Annotated in this window: 9 protein-coding genes; 7 read left to right on the top strand and 2 right to left on the bottom strand. The window is 39.8% G+C overall.

What is annotated here, in order from left to right; all coding sequences use genetic code 11:
• Nucleotides 1-160 precede the first annotated feature (160 nt).
• Entirely contained in the window at nt 161-601 is a 441-nt protein-coding gene (locus ODU46_RS03610; protein WP_044693088.1) for a CoA-binding protein, read from the top strand.
• Between the two features lie 443 nt (nt 602-1044).
• On the opposite strand, the gene ODU46_RS03605 is transcribed toward ODU46_RS03610, so the two are convergent.
• The gene (locus tag ODU46_RS03605; RefSeq protein ID WP_024407038.1) at nt 1045-1887 is read right to left on the bottom strand and encodes a DUF975 family protein; all 843 of its coding nucleotides are present in this window, start codon (nt 1885-1887) and stop codon (nt 1045-1047) included.
• Between the two features lie 318 nt (nt 1888-2205).
• Here ODU46_RS03605 and tgt point away from each other — a divergent pair, with 318 nt between their 5' ends.
• From tgt to ODU46_RS03590, 3 genes are all read left to right on the top strand, one after another.
• Nucleotides 2206-3348: a tRNA guanosine(34) transglycosylase Tgt gene (gene tgt / locus ODU46_RS03600; protein WP_024414817.1), complete on the top strand. Its 1143-nt coding sequence runs from the start codon at nt 2206-2208 to the stop codon at nt 3346-3348.
• 515 nt (nt 3349-3863) lie between these two features.
• The gene (locus ODU46_RS03595) at nt 3864-9608 is read left to right on the top strand and encodes a MucBP domain-containing protein (protein WP_398579237.1); all 5745 of its coding nucleotides are present in this window, start codon (nt 3864-3866) and stop codon (nt 9606-9608) included.
• 243 nt (nt 9609-9851) lie between these two features.
• A complete protein-coding gene (locus tag ODU46_RS03590; protein WP_398579252.1) occupies nt 9852-15746 on the top strand; it encodes a DUF445 family protein in 5895 nt (1964 codons plus the stop codon).
• Nucleotides 15747-15917: 171 nt separating this feature from the next.
• Here ODU46_RS03590 and ODU46_RS03585 read toward each other — a convergent pair whose 3' ends face one another.
• Nucleotides 15918-17003 carry a Xaa-Pro peptidase family protein gene (locus ODU46_RS03585; protein ID WP_024409133.1) on the bottom strand — a complete coding sequence of 362 codons (1086 nt, stop codon included), beginning with the start codon at nt 17001-17003 and terminating at the stop codon, nt 15918-15920.
• Nucleotides 17004-17212: 209 nt separating this feature from the next.
• On the opposite strand from ODU46_RS03585, the gene ccpA reads away from it, so the two are divergent.
• The 3 genes from ccpA to ODU46_RS03570 all read left to right on the top strand — a co-directional run bounded on the left by ccpA (nt 17213) and on the right by ODU46_RS03570 (nt 21297).
• Complete coding sequence (gene ccpA, locus ODU46_RS03580; RefSeq protein ID WP_004298830.1) at nt 17213-18217, top strand: catabolite control protein A; 1005 nt, start codon at nt 17213-17215, stop codon at nt 18215-18217.
• Between the two features lie 1067 nt (nt 18218-19284).
• Complete coding sequence (locus ODU46_RS03575) at nt 19285-19935, top strand: response regulator transcription factor (protein ID WP_024384330.1); 651 nt, start codon at nt 19285-19287, stop codon at nt 19933-19935.
• Nucleotides 19936-21297: a HAMP domain-containing sensor histidine kinase gene (locus ODU46_RS03570; RefSeq protein ID WP_114866698.1), complete on the top strand. Its 1362-nt coding sequence runs from the start codon at nt 19936-19938 to the stop codon at nt 21295-21297. It abuts the gene before it with no gap.
• Nucleotides 21298-21363 lie beyond the last annotated feature (66 nt).

Genomic DNA, 21363 nt, shown 5'->3' with positions numbered 1-21363 from the left:
CAACGAGCTGCAGGCTGTACTGGAGTACGGCAAAGCGAGTTAACGAAGTAATAAAAGAAAAACTAAATGACGATAAAACTGACAAGATTGTGTTATAGCAACCTTTATTCATTAAGTTTTTATTGATTCTAACATTTAATATACATTAAAGGAGGTCTCTATGTCTTATTCCTTCCAAAATCCTAGTCAGGACATTATCTTTGACTATCTGAAAAATGCTAAGACCATTGCGGTGGTTGGTTTGTCTAGTCGAGAAGAGACAGCAGCCTACCGTGTTTCCAAGCTCATGCAGGAAGCGGGCTATAAAATTATTCCAGTTAATCCCAAGGCTGCTGGTGGGACTATTTTAGGAGAATTGGTCTATAGTAGTCTAGCAGAGATTGACCAACCTATTGATATTGTAGATGTTTTCCGTAGAAGTGAATTTTTACCAGAGGTAGCCCAGGAATTTATCCAGTCGAACGCCAAAGTTTTCTGGGCTCAACTTGGTTTAGAAAGTCAAGAAGCAGAAAAACTGTTGCGTCAGGCAGGTCGTAACGATATTGTCATGAATAAATGTATCAAGATTGAATATCTTGAAATGAAAGAACAATACGAATAGAGGCTGGGCAAAAAGCCCAGCGGCTACTACTCAGAGTTCGTGTCAACATCTCAGCGCAGTGGTTGATTGGCAGATTTGTTCGTGTATTACACTCCAAATCTGACCTAATCAACTGTGCGGGGGTGAGAAGACGAACTCTTTTTTAGACCAGTCGAGTTCTTTCTCACTCCCTTTTTCATCGAAAAAGCAGCTCAATGAACCATTGAACTGCTGGATGACTCTAAGTGAGGAACGCTTAGAATTGGAACAAATTACTACACATGGCGTAAAAATAGAAAGGAAGAAATCTGCTCCAATACCAAGCAGGCTAAAATAGTCCTTTGTCGCTCCTCAGTCATAGTATAACACAATCCAAATGTTTGTACCAATTATTACTATATTTTTTTCTTAAATATCAACATAAAAAGCGTGTATAAAAATAAGAGCATATATCGCTCTTACTTTTATACGTAACTCATTTTCTTAGCCTGATCATCTAAAATTTCTTCATGGAAGTGCATTTGGGCAGCATAGTGATACGGCCATACATATAAACCAGCCAGGCCAAATGTAATAATGACAAGAAGGAACCAGCCAATGAAGGATAAATCAAGTGTAAAGCGTTTAAACTTGTAACCTTTCATCAACTTTCGACTAGACCGAATGATTGAAAAGGCACTTGTATATTCTTCGCGTTCCAATTGTTCAAACAAGATATATTCTACCTGTGAGTAGGCATAGATTTGTGGAATATAAAGAGCCAACCCTAAAAGCATAAGTAGGATACCTCCCATAGCCATTAGCCCCAGTATGGCAAGGATTTCCATAGGAAGCGCATTAGGATCCAAGGTTTGACTGGATGCAGCTATAATTGTAATCATCGTTCCAGCACCGATAAGTAGACCGATGCCAAGGTAAAACAGGAGTCCCCAAAGGAAGAGCAAGAAACTTTTTAAAATGTAGGTTCGAAAGATTTTCCAGAAATCTTTATGATTGAAAATCATCAGCGCATCTTTAAATGATGTGGAAGTTTTTACCCCTTTGATAAGATGAAATATAGTGCATATAATGGATAAGTGCAGTAGTCCTAATAGCAATCCGTAAAATATTGGAAACAAGGAGGTAGAAATAAAGTAGCTAGGACTAGCAAGTTCCTCAGCCGACACTCCAGCAAGGCTATTGCGAGAGAAAGAAATTAACTGAACGATAACAGAAATAGTGACGGGGATGACAGCCACTTGATAGATACCAGGTGTCTCGTTTAGTGTTTGGCGAGCCCGCTCGCGTATATTAGAAATTGTAAACATCTACATAACCTCCTTACCCAACATTGTAACATAATTCTAGATGACAAGCTAGGCTTTTTTTGATAGACTGGAAGGTGCTGTGGTAATTTGTCAGTTTGTTGTGATGTGCCTATCTATTTACTATTAAATAAGTAGAAGACAAGGTAAATATCGCTGAAATAAGCGAGAACATTTAAGACATTCTGATGGATTAGACCATGCAAGATTAAGAAACTGTATTCACAGTAAAGTGCTTTTATGTATGATATGAAAGAGCTGAACTGTGAATCCAGAACTAATATCCTAGGACTGTTTTTCCTAGCGGGAGGTAAATAAAACATGACAGATGTTCCAATCAAGTATCGCTTGATTAAGAAAGAAAAGCACACAGGTGCACGTTTGGGCGAAATCATTACCCCACACGGGACCTTTCCAACCCCCATGTTTATGCCAGTTGGAACTCAGGCAACGGTAAAAACCATGTCGCCTGAAGAATTGAAGGCGATGGGTTCAGGAATTATTCTATCCAATACCTATCATCTCTGGCTTCGTCCAGGTGACGAATTGGTGGCGCGTGCAGGTGGTTTGCACAAGTTTATGAATTGGGATCAACCGATTCTGACTGACTCTGGTGGTTTCCAGGTTTATTCTTTGGCGGATAGTCGCAATATCTCAGAAGAAGGTGTGACCTTCAAAAACCATCTCAATGGTAGTAAGATGTTCCTGTCACCTGAAAAAGCTATCTCTATTCAGAACAATCTTGGCTCTGATATTATGATGAGCTTTGATGAGTGTCCGCAGTTCTACCAGCCTTATGACTATGTAAAAAAATCCATCGAAAGAACAAGTCGTTGGGCAGAACGTGGTCTCAAGGCTCACCGCCGTCCGCATGACCAAGGCTTATTTGGTATTGTACAAGGTGCTGGTTTTGAAGATCTCCGTCGCCAATCAGCCCATGATTTGGTTAGCATGGATTTTCCAGGATACTCTATTGGAGGATTGGCTGTTGGTGAAACACACGCTGAAATGAATGCTGTACTGGACTTCACGACCCCTCTTTTACCAGAGAATAAACCACGCTATCTCATGGGTGTTGGAGCACCAGATAGCTTGATTGATGGCGTGATTCGTGGGGTTGATATGTTTGACTGTGTATTACCAACACGTATTGCACGTAATGGAACCTGTATGACCAGTCGTGGACGTCTTGTAGTGAAAAATGCTCAGTTCGCTGAGGACTTTACACCGTTAGATCCAGAGTGCGATTGCTACACATGTAAAAACTATACACGTGCGTATCTCCGCCATTTACTTAAGGCTGACGAGACATTTGGTATTCGTTTGACAAGTTATCACAATCTCTACTTCTTGATTAATTTGATGAAGAATGTCCGTCAAGCAATCATGGATGACAACCTTTTGGAATTCCGTCAAGACTTTATGGAAAAATACGGTTACGGTAAAAACGGACGAAATTTTTAATGCTATTAGAACTCCCTATTATTTGTAGGGAGTTTGTTTTATTCAACAGATGATTTCTATCTGTTTTTTGTGTAAATACTGATGTTCGGATTATAAAAAACATTGAAAAATTGTATGGTTAAAATAAATGAATATATTTCAAGATAATAGGAAGTATTATTCACTAAAATATTAAAAAAAAATAATATAGCAACCGATTACATCTGTTTATAATGAAGAGGTTTAAGAAAAAAAGAATAAATATTCAAAAATATAGTAGTTGTTTGTAGAAATCTCCTGCTATGAAAAAATAGATACAAAAGACAAAAAAACGAACAAAAAGATATTTTTATAAGAAAATGTTCAAGAAATAATATATTAAATGTTAATTCTTAATAAAAAGTACACAAAAAAAACAAAATAATCCTAAGCCATTTTGATTGACGAAATATATGATAGGATATATAATTAGCTTATAGATTTTCGCTTTATTATATGAGGTGGATGTCAAAAAATTTAGGGGAGAATTTAGACATATGTTTAAAGATCAATCAAAAAAGATGATCAAGAAGCAGGAGTATTTCTCGTTGCGCAAATTTAAGCGTGGACTTGCTTCTGTTACTGTAGGTGCGACGCTATTTATGGCAGGCGCAGCGGTGGAATCTTTCGCTGCACCGCAAGTAGTTGTTTATGCAGCGGAGGAAACTTATTCTGCAAATGGAGAATGGACATTTACAGATACAATTCCATCAAGTAATGCTAATGTTAACCCGCAAATGACAGAGTGGGCTTATACAGCACATACAACTGCTGAATCAACTATTACTGAACAAGATGGTTCAACTATTACTGTGACGGCAACTATCACTCCGACAAATGGTAATGAAGTTGGTGTCAGCTACCTAGTGCCAGGTGAGAACCAAGCAGCTTACAGTGCTACACCAGATATGTTGGCAGGAACTCCAGAACCTGCATCTATTCCAGCGATGGGGATTTACCTTCAGCCATCACCTTCAACTCCAGCTGCGGATTTTTCTGAAAAACTGAACTATAGTGGTGAAGTTGAGAATGCTGAGTTGACATTGACTTTTAGCGAAGAAGTAACTAACCCAATCATCGACCTTTCAGGTATTGGTGGTAGTGGTAAGGCAATTGTCGATGATGTCAAAACAGGTGAAGTATTCCTTGCTAGAGGATCATTTAATAGTACAAACTTTAAACTTGTCACACCTGATGTTAAGTTAGAAAAACTAACAGGAACAAACTTGACAGTTACAGATACAACTATTAATGTAACTGAAAAGAACACCTATGATAAAGCAGTCGTTGGAAACGATGATATGTATCTATGGGATTACCGTCTTCCTAACTTGGTACCGGCTGGTACTGGTTCAATCCGATTGGTAGGTACATTTAAACAAGTAACCTTCAAACTTTTCCATCAATCAACTCCATTTACAGAGTATCCAACGGAAACTTATAAAACTGACCCAGTATTCTTCAACAGCACTAGCTATGGAGATGGTGTCAACGGTTTGAATAAATTCTGGTCAGAAAAAGTTGAAGATGTAGGTAATTCAACGACAAACGCAGACCTTCTTCGTTTCTCAGTTCGTTTGAGTAATACTAAGTACGGTTCAGTAGTTGTTAACTATGTCGATACTGAAGGTAACGTAATCGGTACAGAGTTCAAAGACACTACAAACCAAGCGGTAGGTACAGCCTACGATACAACGGCAGACTCTGGTACAGTCGCATCAGATAAAACAACAGAGCGTCCAGCAGTGATTACCAAAGACGGTAAGACTTACAAGTTGGTTGCAAAAGAAACAACTGCAACAGTTGGTAAAGTTAATGCAGACGGTAGCTTGTCTGAAAATGCTGGAAGCTTTACATTCGGTACAGATACACCAACAGGTACAGTTGCTGAAGGTACTAAATCAATCACTTACGTATATGAAGAAGTGAAAGGTTCAGTTATCGTTGATTACGTTGATACAGACGGAAACAAGATTGGTACACAGTTTGTTGATACTGCCAATGTAGCACCTGGTACTGCTTACAATACAGCAAACGATACAGGTACAAAAGCTTCAACAGACACTTCAGAGCGTCCATCTGTGATTACTAAAGATGGTAAGACTTACAAATTAGTCCCTGCTGGTAACTACAATGTAGGTACTGTTGGAACAGATGGAAACTTGACAGTAACAACTAAAGATTTGGGAACAGATGCAGTTTCAGGTGAAGTTGCAGAAGGTACGAAGAAAGTTACCTATGTATACCAAGAAGTGAAAACTGGATCAGTTGTCGTTGACTACGTTGACACAGAAGGTAATGTTCTTCAGAAACAATACGTTGATTCACCAGAAGGAACTGCTGTAGGTACGGCATATAACGCAGAACAAATCACAGGTACAACTGAAAAACCAGCAGTTATCGAAAAAGATGGTAAAACGTATGAACTTGTTCCTGCAGGTACTTATACAGTTGGTACAGTCGGTGAAGACAATAACCTTACTGCAACAACGACAACATTTGGTGTTGCTCCAGTAACAGGTACAGTTGCTGAAGGTGTAACAAAAATCACTTACGTCTACAAAGAAAAAGTTGAAACACCTAAGACAGGTAACGTTGTCATTACTTACGTTGACACAGAAGGTCTTGAGTTGAAGACAACTGTTAAAGATACAACTGACGGCGAAGTTGGTTCAACTTACAACACTAAAGAATCAGCGGATGAGTACCCAGAAACAATCGAAAAAGATGGTGTGACTTACAAACGTGTCGTTGCAGGTACGCACAAAGTTGGTGAAACAACAGAAGACGGTCACTTGGTAAGTTCAGATGCGGCAGAAGGAACTGTTGAAGAAGGTACTAAGACAGTCACTTACGTATACGAAAAAGTAGAAACCCCAGTTGTTAAGACAGGTTCAGTAGTAGCTCGTTACGTTATCGAAGGAACAGAAGATGAAATCGCAGATGATAAATCAGTTAAACCAACCGATACACCAGTAGGTGAGCCATACGGTGATACACCACCAGCTACTATCACAAAAGATGGTAAGACTTACGAGCTTGTTCGTACACGTACAAACGAAGGTGACGCCCCAGAAAACGGTGTTGTTAAAGAAGGCGAACAAACTATCACATACGAGTACAAAGAAAAAGTAGAAACCCCAGTTGTTAAGACAGGTTCAGTTGTAGCTCGTTACGTTATCGAAGGAACAGAAGATGAAATCGCAGATGATAAATCAGTTAAACCGACCGATACACCAGTAGATGAGCCATACGGTGATACACCACCAGCTACTATCACAAAAGATGGTAAGACTTACGAGCTTGTTCGTACACGTACAAATGAAGGTGATGCCCCAGACAACGGTGTTGTTAAAGAAGGCGAACAAACCATCACCTACGAGTACAAAGAAAAAGTAGAAACCCCAGTTGTTAAGACAGGTTCAGTCGTAGCTCGTTACGTTATCGAAGGAACAGAAGATGAAATCGCAGATGATAAATCAGTTAAACCAACCGATACACCAGTAGATGAGCCATACGGTGATACACCACCAGCAACAATCGAAAAAGATGGTAAGACCTACGAACTTGTTCGTACACGTACAAACGAAGGTGACGCCCCAGAAAACGGTGTTGTTAAAGAAGGCGAACAAACTATTACATACGAGTACAAAGAAAAAGTTGAAGCACCTAAGACAGGTAACGTTGTTATCACTTACGTTGATACAGACGGTCTTGAGTTGAAGACAACTGTTAAAGATACAACTGACGGCGAAGTTGGTTCAACTTACAACACTAAAGAATCAGCGGATGAGTATCCAGAAACAATTGAAAAAGATGGCGTGACTTACAAACGTGTTGTTGCAGGTACACACACAGTTGGTGAAACAACAGAAGACGGTCACTTGGTAAGTTCAGATGCGGTAGAAGGAACTGTTGAAGAAGGTACTAAGACAGTTACTTACGTATACGAAAAAGTTGAAACACCAGTCGTTAAGACAGGTTCAGTCGTAGCTCGTTACGTTATCGAGGGTACAGAAACTGAAATCGCAGACGATAAGACAGTTAAACCAACTGACACACCAGTCGATGAGCCATATGGTGACACACCACCAACTACAATCGAAAAAGATGGTAAGACTTACGAACTTGTTCGTACACGTACAAATGAAGGCGATGCCCCAAGCAACGGTACAGTTGTAGAAGGCGAACAAACCATCACATACGAGTACAAAGAAAAAGAAGAAACACCAGTCGTTAAGACAGGTTCAGTCGTAGCTCGTTACGTTATCGAAGGAACAGAAACTGAAATCGCAGACGATAAGACAGTTAAACCAACCGATACACCAGTAGATGAGCCATACGGCGACACACCTCCAACTACAATTTCATTTGGCGGTAAGACTTATACACTTGTACGCACTCGTACAAATGAAGGTGATGCCCCAAGCAACGGTACAGTTGTAGAAGGTGAACAAACTATCACTTACGAGTACAAAGAAGTTGTTGATACACCAGATCCAGTTGAGAAGAAAACAGGTAGCGTCCTTGTTCGTCACATCACTGATAAAGGTGAGGTTCTTGCAGATACAACTGATGTTGTTCGTGACGGTGAGGTAGGTTCAACCTATGAAACAACAGTTGGTAACTTCGAAGGCTACACATTTGTTAAAGTTGATGAAACAGGTGCTACACCAACAGGTGAAGTTGAAGAAGGTGAGAAGACTGTAGTTTACATCTACACTAAAGTTGAAGCACCAGTTGCTAAGACAGGTAGCGTCCTTGTTCGTCACATCACTGATAAAGGTGAGGTTCTTGCGGATACAACAGATGTCGTTCGTGATGGTGAAGTAGGTTCAACCTATGAAACAACAGTTGGTAACTTCGAAGGCTACACATTTGTTAAAGTTGATGAAACAGGTGCAACACCAACAGGTGAAGTTGAAGAAGGTGAGAAGACTGTAGTTTATATCTATACTAAAGTTGAAACACCAGTTGTTAAGACAGGTTCAGTAGTAGCTCGTTACGTTATCGAAGGAACAGAAACTGAAATCGCAGACGATAAGTCAGTTAAACCAACCGATACACCAGTTGATGAGCCATACGGCGACACACCACCAGCTACAATCACAAAAGATGGTAAGACCTACGAACTCGTTCGTACACGCTCAAACGAAGGTGATGCCCCAAGCAACGGTACAGTTGTTGAAGGCGAACAAACCATTACTTACGAGTACAAAGAGGTTGTAGAAACACCAGTTGTTAAGACAGGTTCAGTAGTAGCTCGTTACGTTATCGAGGGTACAGAGACTGAAATCGCAGACGATAAGTCAGTTAAACCAACCGATACACCAGTCGATGAGCCATATGGTGACACACCACCAGCAACTATCACAAAAGATGGTAAGACTTACGAACTTGTTCGTACACGTACAAATGAAGGTGATGCCCCAAGCAACGGTACAGTTGTAGAAGGTGAACAAACTATCACTTACGAGTACAAAGAAGTTGTTGAAACACCAGTTGTTAAGACAGGTTCAGTAGTAGCTCGTTACGTTATCGAAGGTACAGAGACTGAAATCGCAGACGATAAGTCAGTTAAACCAACCGATACACCAGTCGATGAGCCATATGGTGACACACCACCAGCAACTATCACAAAAGATGGTAAGACTTACGAACTTGTTCGTACACGTACAAATGAAGGTGATGCCCCAAGCAACGGTACAGTTGTAGAAGGTGAACAAACTATCACATACGAGTACAAAGAGAAAGTCGAAACACCAGTTGTTCCACCAGTTGTTGAAAAACAAGGTAAAGTAATTGTTCATTATGTTGATGAAAATGGTAATGTTATCAAGACACCAGTAGTTGATACTGAGAACGGTACAGTAGGCGGAGACTACGATACTTCAGACAATCGTCCAAAAGTGATTGTATTCAATGGAAAACGTTACATTCTTGTAGAATCTCGTATTCCAAATAATGCAAAAGGTAAAGTAGTTGAAGGTGAAACTCATGTAACTTACGTTTATAAGCAAGAAAATGAGGAGCCAACAACACCTACTACACCTACTACACCAACAACACCGAACCAACCAACAACTCCGTCAACTACACCGGTGACTGAGACAACAAAAGTAACACCTAAGACAAGCGCAATCTTGCCAGAAACAGGTGAAAGCACATCTGCACTTGCATTGGTAGGTTTAGCTTTGTTGGGTACAGTTGCAGTGGCGTCACGTCGTCGCAAAGAAAAATAAACAGATTAAGCATTAATCTGATTGGAATGAATAAATTCTGAATTAGTTATTATGCTTCAACATTAGAGTTTTCTCTAGTGTTGAAGCTATTTTATTTTTATACATAAACATTCATTGAAGTGAATGTGGGGGAAAATAATTTTTGTAGACTTTCATATCTTATGAGTTACAATTGTTGGGGGAAGCGACAGGATCGTTAAGCAGTTAAACTGGATGAGAGTCTAACAATGGAACGAGGAAAGAATGAAGAAAACACAAAAATATATGAGTGAGACAAGCCGTAAAACCCGTGTAAAAATGCATAAGGCTGGAAAGCACTGGGTACGCACTGTTATGACTCAAATTGGCTTTATCAAATTTAAGCGATCTGCAAGCGAGGTAGATGAGTATGCTATAAATTCGGGAATCTCGGATTCTGCTAAAATCCTACGAGGAGTAATTGCTGCAGGAACGGTTCTAGGTGGTGGTCTAGTTTTGGATGAAACGGTCCGAGCAGAGGAAACCACAATGGCATCAGAAGTTGCAACAGATACAACGCTTGGAACGGCGGATACGGTTATTATGGAAACGACTCCGACTGTGGAAACTGCGACAAGTGAAACAACTACTGCGTCTACTGATTCAGTAACCACCTCAGTAGAGACTGCCACTTCAGAAGTAGCTCAAAGTGATAATAGTGCGACTACTGAGGAAGAGAAGGTCGATAAAAGCCTACTAGAACAAGCAATTGCGTCGTTGAAAGATGCACTGTCTAAGTCTGTTCCAGAAAATGTTGATACAACTACAGATAAATATGCTAAGTACTTGAAAGCCTTGGAAACTGCAGAAGCAGCTTTAACAAAGGCAGAAGCAGCGCTTATAGATGAAACATTGACCCAGGAACAAGTAACGAGCCTTGCGACTTCCTCAGCTCAATCAGCTATTAGTTTGACAGGTCGTATTACCCAGCTTACAACTATCAAAGTAGTTGAGGGGTCTGGTTTCCGTGTATTGGCTTCCACTTCAGTTCTCTCAAATGTTGATATTGAATTGAATGTTCCTAATACGGCAATCGAGCCAATGGGAGCCAATGGCGGAGACATGTACTCGGTCATTAAATTTACACTTGATGATGCAGCTAAAGCGGGTGATACATTTAAAATTGTCCTTTCTGATACCTTGAATACAACAGGAAATGGTGTTGTTAATGATGCAGTTATTCCAAATATTGTTGTCAATGGAAATATAGTCGCAACAGGAACTTGGGATTACGCAAGCCGTACAATTACCTATACAATGACAGAATATGTGACTAATAATGATAATATTTCTGGACAAATTGAACTCTCGGTATTTGTTGATCAACGAACTGTGCAGAATGAGGGAGTACAAACTTTTACTGTTACGGTAGATGGTGAGACGGTATCAAAATCACAGAATGTAGTCTACTCCAATCCTGCGTCAAATGGTGGTATGTATTCTATTAGGAGCTTTTTCACAAATATTGATCGAAAAGCTGGAACCTATGAACAAGTCGTCTATTTGAACGAAAATGGGATGAACACGAATTTACGCTACAATGATAGCTTGACTGTACGAACGGATACTTCATCAGTTACCTATACTCCTGAGAATTCAGAAGTTATTGTTTATAGCGTTCCTGTGGGTGGCTTTATCGACAGTATGGAGGGCGATTTTAGTAAGTATACAGATGTGACGAGTATGACAACTGTGACCTATGCACCGGATGGCTCATCGATCAAAGTCCAAATGAATGGCTATACGGCATCACCTCTCCTTGTTCTTATAAAATCATCTGTAGATATTGATGCAACAGATAAAATTCATGTTACTTCAATTTACGCTAATAGTTCGAATACGACAGGTGCTATCTGGACAACAGAGAACTCAATCTTTGCGAACTATGCTATCGCTGAGGGTGAGAGTAGAATTTCAACATCAGAGTCGACAAGTAAATCTGAGTCCTTGTCTAATTCAGAGTCAGCAAGTAAGTCTGAGTCCCTGTCTAATTCAGAGTCAGCAAGTAAATCCGAGTCCTTGTCTAATTCAGAATCAGCAAGTAAATCTGAGTCCCTGTCTAATTCAGAATCAGCAAGTAAGTCTGAGTCCCTGTCTAATTCAGAGTCAGCAAGTAAATCCGAGTCCTTGTCTAATTCAGAATCAGCAAGTAAATCTGAGTCCCTGTCTAACTCAGAATCAGCAAGTAAGTCTGAGTCCCTGTCTAATTCAGAGTCAGCAAGTAAGTCTGAGTCCCTATCTAATTCAGAGTCAGCAAGTAAGTCTGAGTCCCTGTCTAATTCAGAGTCAGCAAGTAAGTCCGAGTCCCTGTCTAACTCAGAGTCAGCAAGTAAATCCGAGTCCTTGTCTAATTCAGAATCAGCAAGTAAATCTGAGTCCCTGTCTAACTCAGAATCAGCAAGTAAATCTGAGTCCCTGTCTAACTCAGAATCAGCAAGTAAGTCCGAGTCCTTGTCTAACTCAGAGTCTGTTTCAAGTTCAGAATCTATTTCAAATTCGATTTCGAACTCATTGTCAGAGTCAGTTCGAGAATCGGTATCAGAGTCATTGTCAGAGTCAGTTCGAGAATCGGTATCAGAGTCAATTTCTGAATCAGTCCGAGAATCGGTTGTTGAATCAGTAAGTGAATCCATCTCAGAGTCAGTCAGCGAGTCGATTTCTGAATCTACATCTGAGTCTATCTCCGAGTCAGTTAGCGAGTCGATTTCTGAATCTACATCTGAATCAATTTCCGAATCGGTCAGCGAGTCGATTTCAGAATCTACATCTGAGTCTATCTCAGAGTCAGTCAGCGAATCAATTTCAGAGTCAGTCTCTGAATCCATTTCCGAATCCGTCTCTGAGTCAATTTCTGAATCCACATCTGAATCTCTTTCAGAGTCAGTGAGTGAATCAATTTCAGAATCTGTATCTGAGTCCCTTTCCGAGTCTGTATCTGAATCCCTCTCCGAGTCAGTCAGCGAATCGATTTCAGAATCCACATCTGAGTCCCTTTCCGAGTCTGTATCTGAATCCATCTCAGAGTCAGTGAGCGAATCAATTTCCGAATCCGTCTCAGAATCAATTTCCGAGTCAGTCAGCGAGTCTCTTTCAGAATCTACATCTGAATCCATCTCAGAGTCAGTCAGCGAATCTATTTCGGAATCTACATCTGAATCAATTTCAGAATCAGTAAGTGAATCGATTTCCGAATCCGTCTCTGAGTCTATTTCCGAGTCAGTCAGCGAGTCTATCTCTGAGTCAGTCTCTGAATCCATTTCCGAATCAGTCTCAGAGTCAGTCAGCGAGTCAATTTCTGAATCTACATCTGAATCCCTCTCCGAGTCAGTAAGCGAGTCAATTTCTGAATCTACATCTGAATCCATCTCCGAGTCAGTCAGCGAGTCAATTTCTGAATCTACATCTGAATCCATCTCAGAGTCAGTCAGCGAGTCAATTTCTGAATCTACATCTGAATCCATCTCCGAGTCGGTCAGCGAGTCCCTTTCAGAATCCGTCTCTGAGTCAATTTCCGAATCAGTCTCTGAATCCCTTTCAGAGTCAGTAAGTGAATCAATTTCTGAGTCTACATCAGAATCCATCTCAGAATCAGTTAGCGAGTCTATCTCCGAGTCAGTCAGCGAATCAATTTCTGAATCAACATCTGAGTCTATCTCCGAGTCAGTCAGCGAGTCCATTTCCGAATCTGTATCTGAGTCCATCTCCGAGTCAGTCAGCGAGTCGATTTCAGAATCTACATCTGAATCGCTTTCAGAATCAGTCTCTGAATCTATCTCAGAGTCAGTGAGCGAATCTATTTCCGAATCCGTCTCAGAATCAGTTAGCGAGTCAATTTCAGAATCCGTATCTGAGTCTATCTCTGAGTCAGTGAGTGAATCAATTTCCGAATCTACATCTGAGTCAATTTCAGAATCCGTATCTGAGTCTATCTCTGAGTCAGTGAGTGAATCAATTTCCGAATCTACATCTGAGTCAATTTCAGAATCTGTATCAGAATCTATCTCTGAATCGGTCAGCGAGTCTATTTCTGAATCTACATCTGAGTCAATTTCAGAATCAGTCAGCGAGTCGATTTCCGAATCCGTCTCAGAATCTATCTCAGAGTCGGTAAGCGAGTCTATCTCTGAATCCGTCTCTGAATCCCTCTCCGAGTCGGTAAGCGAGTCGATTTCTGAATCAGTAAGTGAATCTATCTCTGAATCAGTCAGCGAATCTATTTCAGAATCTGTCTCTGAGTCTATCTCTGAATCGGTCAGCGAGTCGATTTCCGAATCGGTATCTGAGTCCCTTTCCGAGTCAGTGAGCGAGTCAATTTCTGAATCCACATCTGAGTCTATCTCCGAGTCAGTGAGCGAATCTATTTCTGAATCTACATCTGAATCCATCTCAGAATCGGTCAGCGAGTCGATTTCAGAATCAGTTTCTGAGTCCATCTCCGAGTCAGTCAGCGAATCTATTTCTGAATCGGTATCTGAATCAATTTCCGAATCCGTCTCAGAATCTATCTCCGAGTCAGTCAGCGAGTCTATCTCTGAGTCAGTGAGCGAATCTATTTCGGAATCTACATCTGAATCAATTTCCGAATCCGTCTCTGAGTCAATTTCCGAGTCAGTAAGTGAGTCAATTTCTGAATCCACATCTGAATCTCTTTCAGAGTCAGTCTCAGAATCAATTTCCGAATCTGTATCTGAGTCCATCTCCGAGTCGGTAAGCGAATCAATTTCTGAATCTACATCTGAGTCAATTTCCGAATCTGTGTCAGAATCCCTTTCTGAATCCGTCAGCGAATCTATTTCCGAATCTGTATCCGAGTCCCTTTCGGAATCAATCTCCGAGTCCCTTTCCGAATCCGTCTCTGAGTCAGTAAGTGAGTCGATTTCTGAATCTATCTCAGAGTCGGTCAGCGAGTCCCTTTCAGAATCAGTAAGCGAGTCAATTTCTGAATCCGTCTCTGAATCTATCTCTGAGTCAGTTAGCGAATCCATTTCTGAATCCGTATCAGAATCCATCTCCGAGTCGCTTTCAGAATCAGTCAGCGAGTCAATCTCTGAATCTGTATCTGAGTCCCTTTCCGAGTCAGTCAGCGAATCAATTTCAGAATCTGTATCTGAGTCCCTTTCCGAGTCAGTCAGCGAATCAATTTCAGAATCTGTATCCGAGTCCCTTTCCGAGTCAGTCAGCGAATCAATTTCAGAATCTGTATCTGAGTCCCTTTCCGAGTCAGTCAGCGAATCAATTTCAGAATCTGTATCTGAGTCAATTTCAGAGTCGGTCAGCGAGTCGATTTCTGAATCAGTTTCTGAGTCCCTCTCCGAGTCAGTCAGCGAGTCCATTTCAGAATCCACATCTGAATCTCTTTCAGAGTCAGTTTCTGAGTCGATTTCAGAATCGGTATCTGAATCCATCTCCGAGTCAGTGAGCGAGTCGATTTCTGAATCCACATCTGAATCTCTTTCAGAGTCAGTCAGCGAATCAATTTCAGAATCTGTATCTGAGTCCCTTTCCGAGTCAGTCAGCGAGTCGATTTCAGAATCGGTATCTGAATCCCTCTCAGAGTCAGTGAGCGAGTCGATTTCTGAATCCACATCTGAATCTCTTTCAGAGTCAGTCAGCGAATCAATTTCCGAATCTGTATCTGAGTCCCTTTCCGAGTCAGTCAGCGAGTCCATTTCCGAATCCGTCTCTGAGTCCATTTCCGAGTCAGTAAGTGAATCAATTTCCGAATCCGTATCTGAATCCCTCTCCGAGTCGGTAAGTGAATCCATTTCAGAATCCATCTCAGAATCGGTAAGCGAGTCAATCTCTGAATCTACATCAGAATCTATCTCCGAGTCAGTAAGTGAATCGATTTCAGAATCAGTTAGCGAGTCTATCTCTGAGTCAGTGAGTGAATCAATTTCCGAATCTATTTCCGAGTCAGTAAGTGAATCGATTTCAGAATCAGTATCTGAATCAATTTCAGAGTCAGAATCAACTCCGTCTCGTCAGTCTCAAACTCCGCGTAGACAAGGCGTGTTGCCAAATACAGGTGAACAGTCATCAGCTTGGGCAGGCATGCTTGGAGCGGGTCTTCTTCTTGGTGGTTTGTACAAGAAACGTAAAAAAGAGGAGAAGAAATAGTTCGTCTGAGTTTACGATAAAATACAAAAGTAGCTAGTACAATTTGTACTAGCTACTTTTGTATATAAGAGATTGGAAAGTTTTTTAACGGATAGCACGATGTGATTTTAAATAATTAATTGGAGGTGTGGAGATGCTATTCAAGAGTATACAGCATAAAAAAGAAGGGGGTTACCCTTCAAAATACAGTAATTCTTTTGGTGTTTTTGTAAAGACTTCAAAGCCATTTTTGGTAACGTAACCACAATCCTCGATACGAACACCAACTTTTCCAGGGATGTAAATACCAGGCTCGACAGAGAAACACATACCTTCTTCGATGACCAAATCATTGCCTTCCATAATCGATGGGAATTCATGGACACTCATTCCCAAACCGTGACCGAGTCGGTGGTTGAAGTACTCGCCATAACCTGCTTTTTCAATCACAGAGCGAGCGGCATAGTCAATCTCACCAGCAGTCACACCAGGCTTAATCATATTGACAGCCGCCATGTGAGCCTCCAGAGTCAAGTTGTAAATATCTTTTTTAAACTGATCAGGTTTACCGACAGCGACAGTCCGTGTCATATCAGACGTATAGCCCAAAGCTTCCACGCCTAGGTCGAACAATAGCAGAGCGTTATTCTCGATTTTGTTTGTTGAGGGAATACCGTGTGGATTTGCGGCATTGTCGCCTGTTAAGACCATGGTCTCAAAGCTCATTTTTGAGATGCCTTGTTTCTTCATTTCAAATTCAATCTGAGCAATAATATCCGTTTCGGTTACGTTGAGTGAGATATTGTTAAACCCAACCTGCATAGCCTTATCCGCAAACTCTCCAGCAACCAGCATTTTTTCAATTTCATCACGAGACTTGATCAATTTCATAGTATTAATCAGAGGTGTAATGTCTGAAAATGGTTGGCTAAAGATAGACTGAAGACCATGGTAGCGGGTTAAATTCAAATTATCAAATTCTGCACCGATTGCTGAGAAAGATTTTTGTGGCAATTTGCTCTTGATAATCTGCCATGGATTTTCTGAGTCCATATAGCCGGCTACAGGAAAGTCAACCGTCGCAACCGCACGTTCTACATCCAAGGCAGGGAGAAAGAGTAGTGAGTCGTGGTCAGGCATAACAAAGAGCATCATGTGGCGCTCATGAGGATCGCTATGATAGCCAGTCAGATAATAGATGCTAACTGGATCAGAGAAGATGGCCAAGTCCATTTTGTTGGCTTCTAAGTAGGATTTAACATGATGTAATTTTGACATAGTGGAGACCTTTCTAGCATGTAGTGGTAAAAAAAGTGAAAGTTTCGTTTATTATATAGACTATTGTTCCAAAAAATGAAAAAAATTGCAAGTATTATCAAAAAAATGGTGTTTTTCTCTTGAAAGTGGTTTCAAAAAGTGATACACTATACTTGAGTGAAAGCGTAATTTTCATAGAACTAGAACTATTGAAAGGGAGTACATAACGTATGTTAAACACTGACGATACGGTAACGATTTATGACGTTGCCCGCGAAGCAGGTGTATCCATGGCGACAGTATCGCGCGTGGTAAATGGGAATAAAAACGTAAAGGAAAATACTCGTAAAAAAGTATTAGAAGTCATCGACCGTTTGGATTATCGTCCGAATGCTGTTGCACGTGGCTTGGCCAGCAAGAAGACTACCACTGTGGGGGTTGTGATTCCAAACATTGCTAATGCTTATTTTGCAACCTTGGCCAAAGGTATCGATGATATTGCCGATATGTACAAATACAATATCGTCTTAGCAAACAGTGATGAAAATGATGAGAAAGAAATCAATGTAGTAAATACCCTATTCTCAAAACAGGTGGACGGAATCATTTTCATGGGCTATCATTTGACAGACAAGATTCGTGCGGAGTTTTCACGCTCACGTACACCGATTGTTTTAGCTGGTACCGTGGATTTGGAGCACCAATTACCTAGTGTCAATATTGACTATGCTGCCGCTAGTGTTGATGCAGTCAATCTGTTAGCTAAGAACAACAAGAAAATTGCCTTTGTATCAGGGCCGCTTGTAGATGACATCAATGGTAAAGTTCGTTTTGCAGGCTACAAACAAGGCTTGAAGGACAACGGAATCGAGTTTAACGAAGGATTGGTTTTTGAATCCAAGTATAAATACGAGGAAGGCTACGCTCTAGCAGAACGTATTTTGAATGCCGGAGCAACTGCAGCTTATGTTGCAGAAGATGAGATTGCTGCTGGTCTATTGAATGGTGTCAGTGATATGGGCATCAAGGTTCCAGAAGACTTTGAAATCATTACAAGTGATGATTCCCTAGTGACCAAGTTTACCCGTCCAAACCTGACCTCTATCAATCAGCCGCTATACGATATTGGTGCAATTGCTATGCGCATGCTCACCAAAATCATGCATAAGGAAGAGTTGGAAAACCGTGAGGTAGTTCTTAACCACGGAATCAAAGTACGGAAATCAACTAAGTGATAAATGAAAATAGCACTTCATCTATTGTGAGTGCTATTTTTATAAACTAAGGAATACTCTAATCTATATAAAAATAAAAGAGCAGTCACAGTTAACGTGATTGCTCTCTCTTTTTACCAAGCAAGTGATTAAACGAGTTGTATATTACCTGGGGGAGGATTTACAACATATTTTTGAAAAATTGGTCGTATATTTTTGGGGGAAAATAGTTTGCTAAATGCAACTATAAATATATAAGACCAATCAAATCTAGCATATACTAAAAAGTGAATGGCTAGGTTGATATTCAAATTATTCCGATCACACTTGCTTTATAATAATATCAAAAAAATCTACACAAAAACCATGTTTAATGTATTTTTTTTCTGTTTTTTGAAAAAATATCAACATATTTCAACATAAACTCTGTTGATATTGCACGGGAAATAGACTATGTTTGATTGATAAAAATATTTTTGAACAGATTAGTTGAATTTTTTGGGGATTATATATATAATATCTTTGCTAAAATGAATATATTTTGCATTTGGAATCACAGAGATCAAGACTACTTACTTTTGTAGCAAATTCATCTGATGAGACCTTCGTTTTTACCAAGCAATTGTGATATTTTATAGAGGCTGTTCGGGGGGACAGTTAGATTGTTTGAATGACAGCTCAATGATTGGAACATGTTTGAAAGTAGAAGACTTGTTTTTTCATTAGTTTTCTTACAATGTTTTAATTTTTGAGCAAGATATTTTATTGATTCCACTAGTCACCTTGACATGCTCGTTAATCTATTTTTAACGAAAACAAGCTGTATGAACAAAAAGTTGGACGACACGAACTTTTGTTTCGTAAGCTTAGTGATATGAGGTGGAATTTTTACATTATTTACCTCTGTACAGTTTTGAGTTCTTGCAGAGGCTTTATTTTGTTTCCGATAAAAATAGATAGCGAGTAGGCTTGCGAACGAACGTTTGCGGGCGTGTAATCATTTTCGCTAAGAATTAGGAGTTTTGCCATTGCAGGCTACCTAATTGTTAGAATTGCTAGATTGTTTTATAAAAATGGAAGGAGAGCGCATGGCAAAAATTTTAGTATTAGAAGATGATTTAGTTATTAATCAGGTAGTCTGCGAATTTTTAAGAGATAGTGGTCACGATGTTTTACCTCTATTTGACGGTGGACAGGCATTAGAAGAAATCCAGAAAATGGAATTTGATCTACTTATTTTGGATATTATGGTGCCGACGATGACAGGATTGGAGTTATTGACAGCAGTTCGGAAAATTTCATCTGTTCCAGTATTGGTTTTGACTGCTTTAAGTGATGAGTATACTCAATTAATTAGCTTTAATCAGGATATAAGTGATTTTGTGACAAAGCCGTTTTCACCTCTTGTTTTAATGAAGAGAATTGAAAATATTTTAAAAGTAAAACATGTGGATGAGACTATACGAATAGGTGACATCCTTATTGATCAACAGGCTGGCTATGTTCATGTAGGGGAGCAGGAAGTACAGTTAACGAAGAAAGAGTATGAGGTCTTCCTCTACTTGGCAAAAAGAAAAGGTAATATTGTGAGTCGAGATAATCTAATGATGGGAATTTGGGGGTATACAGAATTGGATAGTCGTGTGTTAGATAATCATATTAAAAATATTCGTAAAAAGTTGCCTAGCTTACACTTAAAAACGGTAGTTGGTCGTGGTTACCAAATTGAAGAGGGTTAGATGAAACTTGCCCGTAGACAATTTATTATCGTTACATCTCTAATTTCAGTTACATCCCTCATTCTCGTTGCCCTACTTTATTTTGCTATGCCGATTTATTATAATCAGCAGAGACGTCAAGAATTACGAGATAATTTTAATACTGTTATGGTTAATTTGGACGGTCAATCGAACGAAGATATTCTGACCAATATTGAAAAGTATGATTTGAATCGTCCAGATTTATTGTATAGTCTTTTTGATAGTAATGGTGAGCGACTCTGGCCAAGAGAAGAATTGATAACTGATGATCAGGGGAGACATCCTAATTATAAAAATCTTAGCTCCTACGATGAAGTAGGGTCATGGTCGACAACGCTTGTTTCTAAAGAAAAATCAACCTATATACTGATGGCGGAATATGGCTTTACAGGTCTTTCACAAGTCAGTCAATCACTCTTGACCCTCTATCCTTTCGTGATGATCTTGATTGTTATTCTGGCACTGATTGTGGGAGCAATTTATAGTAAATTGTCTACTCGACGAATTGCTTTGATTTCAGAAACTGCACGTAAGATGCAAAGTTTAGAAAGCGGGATTGAATGTCAGGTAGTTGGTCAGGATGAAATTTCTGTTTTGGCTCAGGATGTGAATCGTCTCTACTCTAAATTGTTAATGAGTATTGAAGAGTTGAGAATAGAGACGAAACAGGCACAGAATAGAGAACGTGAAAAATCAGAATTTCTTCGGATGACTTCTCATGAACTAAAGACTCCGATTGCCAGTATGATGGGGCTTGTAGAGGGAATGATTTATAATGTAGGAGAATTTAAAAATCATGACCTTTATTTGAAAAAATGTCGTACAATTTTACAAAATCAATCAGAGTTGGTACATTCCATCTTGGATGCAACTAATATGGAAATTTCTACTCGAAATCAGGAAGAGATTTTCCAACTAGATGAAGTACTTCAGGAATCAATGGCGAGTTACAATGCATTAGCGATTGTTAACCAGTATCAATTCTCAACTATATTGTCTCCGACATCTATAAAAGGTGATCGTGTCTTGTTGATGAAGGCTTTAAAAAATATTATTGATAATGCTTTCCGATACAGTCGTTCAGGAGGAAAGATTAGTCTGATTTGCAAACAAGGGACGTTTATTGTGGATAATGAAGTGGCCCATATTTTACCTGAAGATGAGATAGAAAAGTTGTTCCTTCCTTTCTATAGACCGGATTATAGTCGTGCTAAGCAAGATGGGGGGACTGGGATTGGTTTGTATTTAGTGAAGCAAGTTTTGGATAAGCATGGTTTTAATTATAGTTTCACAGTGGTTGACGATAGTACTATGCGTTTTCGCATCGACTTTGACTTATAAAATTTATCGCCCATGTTGTATTAAGTAAATAGTAGAGAGAATACAAGTATTCTCTCTCTTTTTTAT

It is taken from the genome of Streptococcus sp. 2020WUSS089 (assembly GCF_044427405.1).
Lineage (GTDB): Bacteria > Bacillota > Bacilli > Lactobacillales > Streptococcaceae > Streptococcus > Streptococcus hashimotonensis.
Note: the sequence above shows the minus strand (reverse complement) of the source record. Positions and strands in the feature narration are given on the sequence as shown.

Excerpts from the sequence above, each read along its gene's own strand:
- ODU46_RS03595 (WP_398579237.1), top strand. The coding sequence starts at position 3,864 with ATGTTTAAAGATCAATCAAAAAAGATGATCAAGAAGCAGGAGTATTTC.
- ODU46_RS03610 (WP_044693088.1), top strand. The coding sequence starts at position 161 with ATGTCTTATTCCTTCCAAAATCCTAGTCAGGACATTATCTTTGACTAT.
- ODU46_RS03570 (WP_114866698.1), top strand. The coding sequence starts at position 19,936 with ATGAAACTTGCCCGTAGACAATTTATTATCGTTACATCTCTAATTTCA.
- ccpA (WP_004298830.1), top strand. The coding sequence starts at position 17,213 with ATGTTAAACACTGACGATACGGTAACGATTTATGACGTTGCCCGCGAA.
- ODU46_RS03575 (WP_024384330.1), top strand. The coding sequence starts at position 19,285 with ATGGCAAAAATTTTAGTATTAGAAGATGATTTAGTTATTAATCAGGTA.
- ODU46_RS03590 (WP_398579252.1), top strand. The coding sequence starts at position 9,852 with ATGAAGAAAACACAAAAATATATGAGTGAGACAAGCCGTAAAACCCGT.
- ODU46_RS03585 (WP_024409133.1), bottom strand. The coding sequence starts at position 17,003 with ATGTCAAAATTACATCATGTTAAATCCTACTTAGAAGCCAACAAAATG.
- ODU46_RS03605 (WP_024407038.1), bottom strand. The coding sequence starts at position 1,887 with ATGTTTACAATTTCTAATATACGCGAGCGGGCTCGCCAAACACTAAAC.
- tgt (WP_024414817.1), top strand. The coding sequence starts at position 2,206 with ATGACAGATGTTCCAATCAAGTATCGCTTGATTAAGAAAGAAAAGCAC.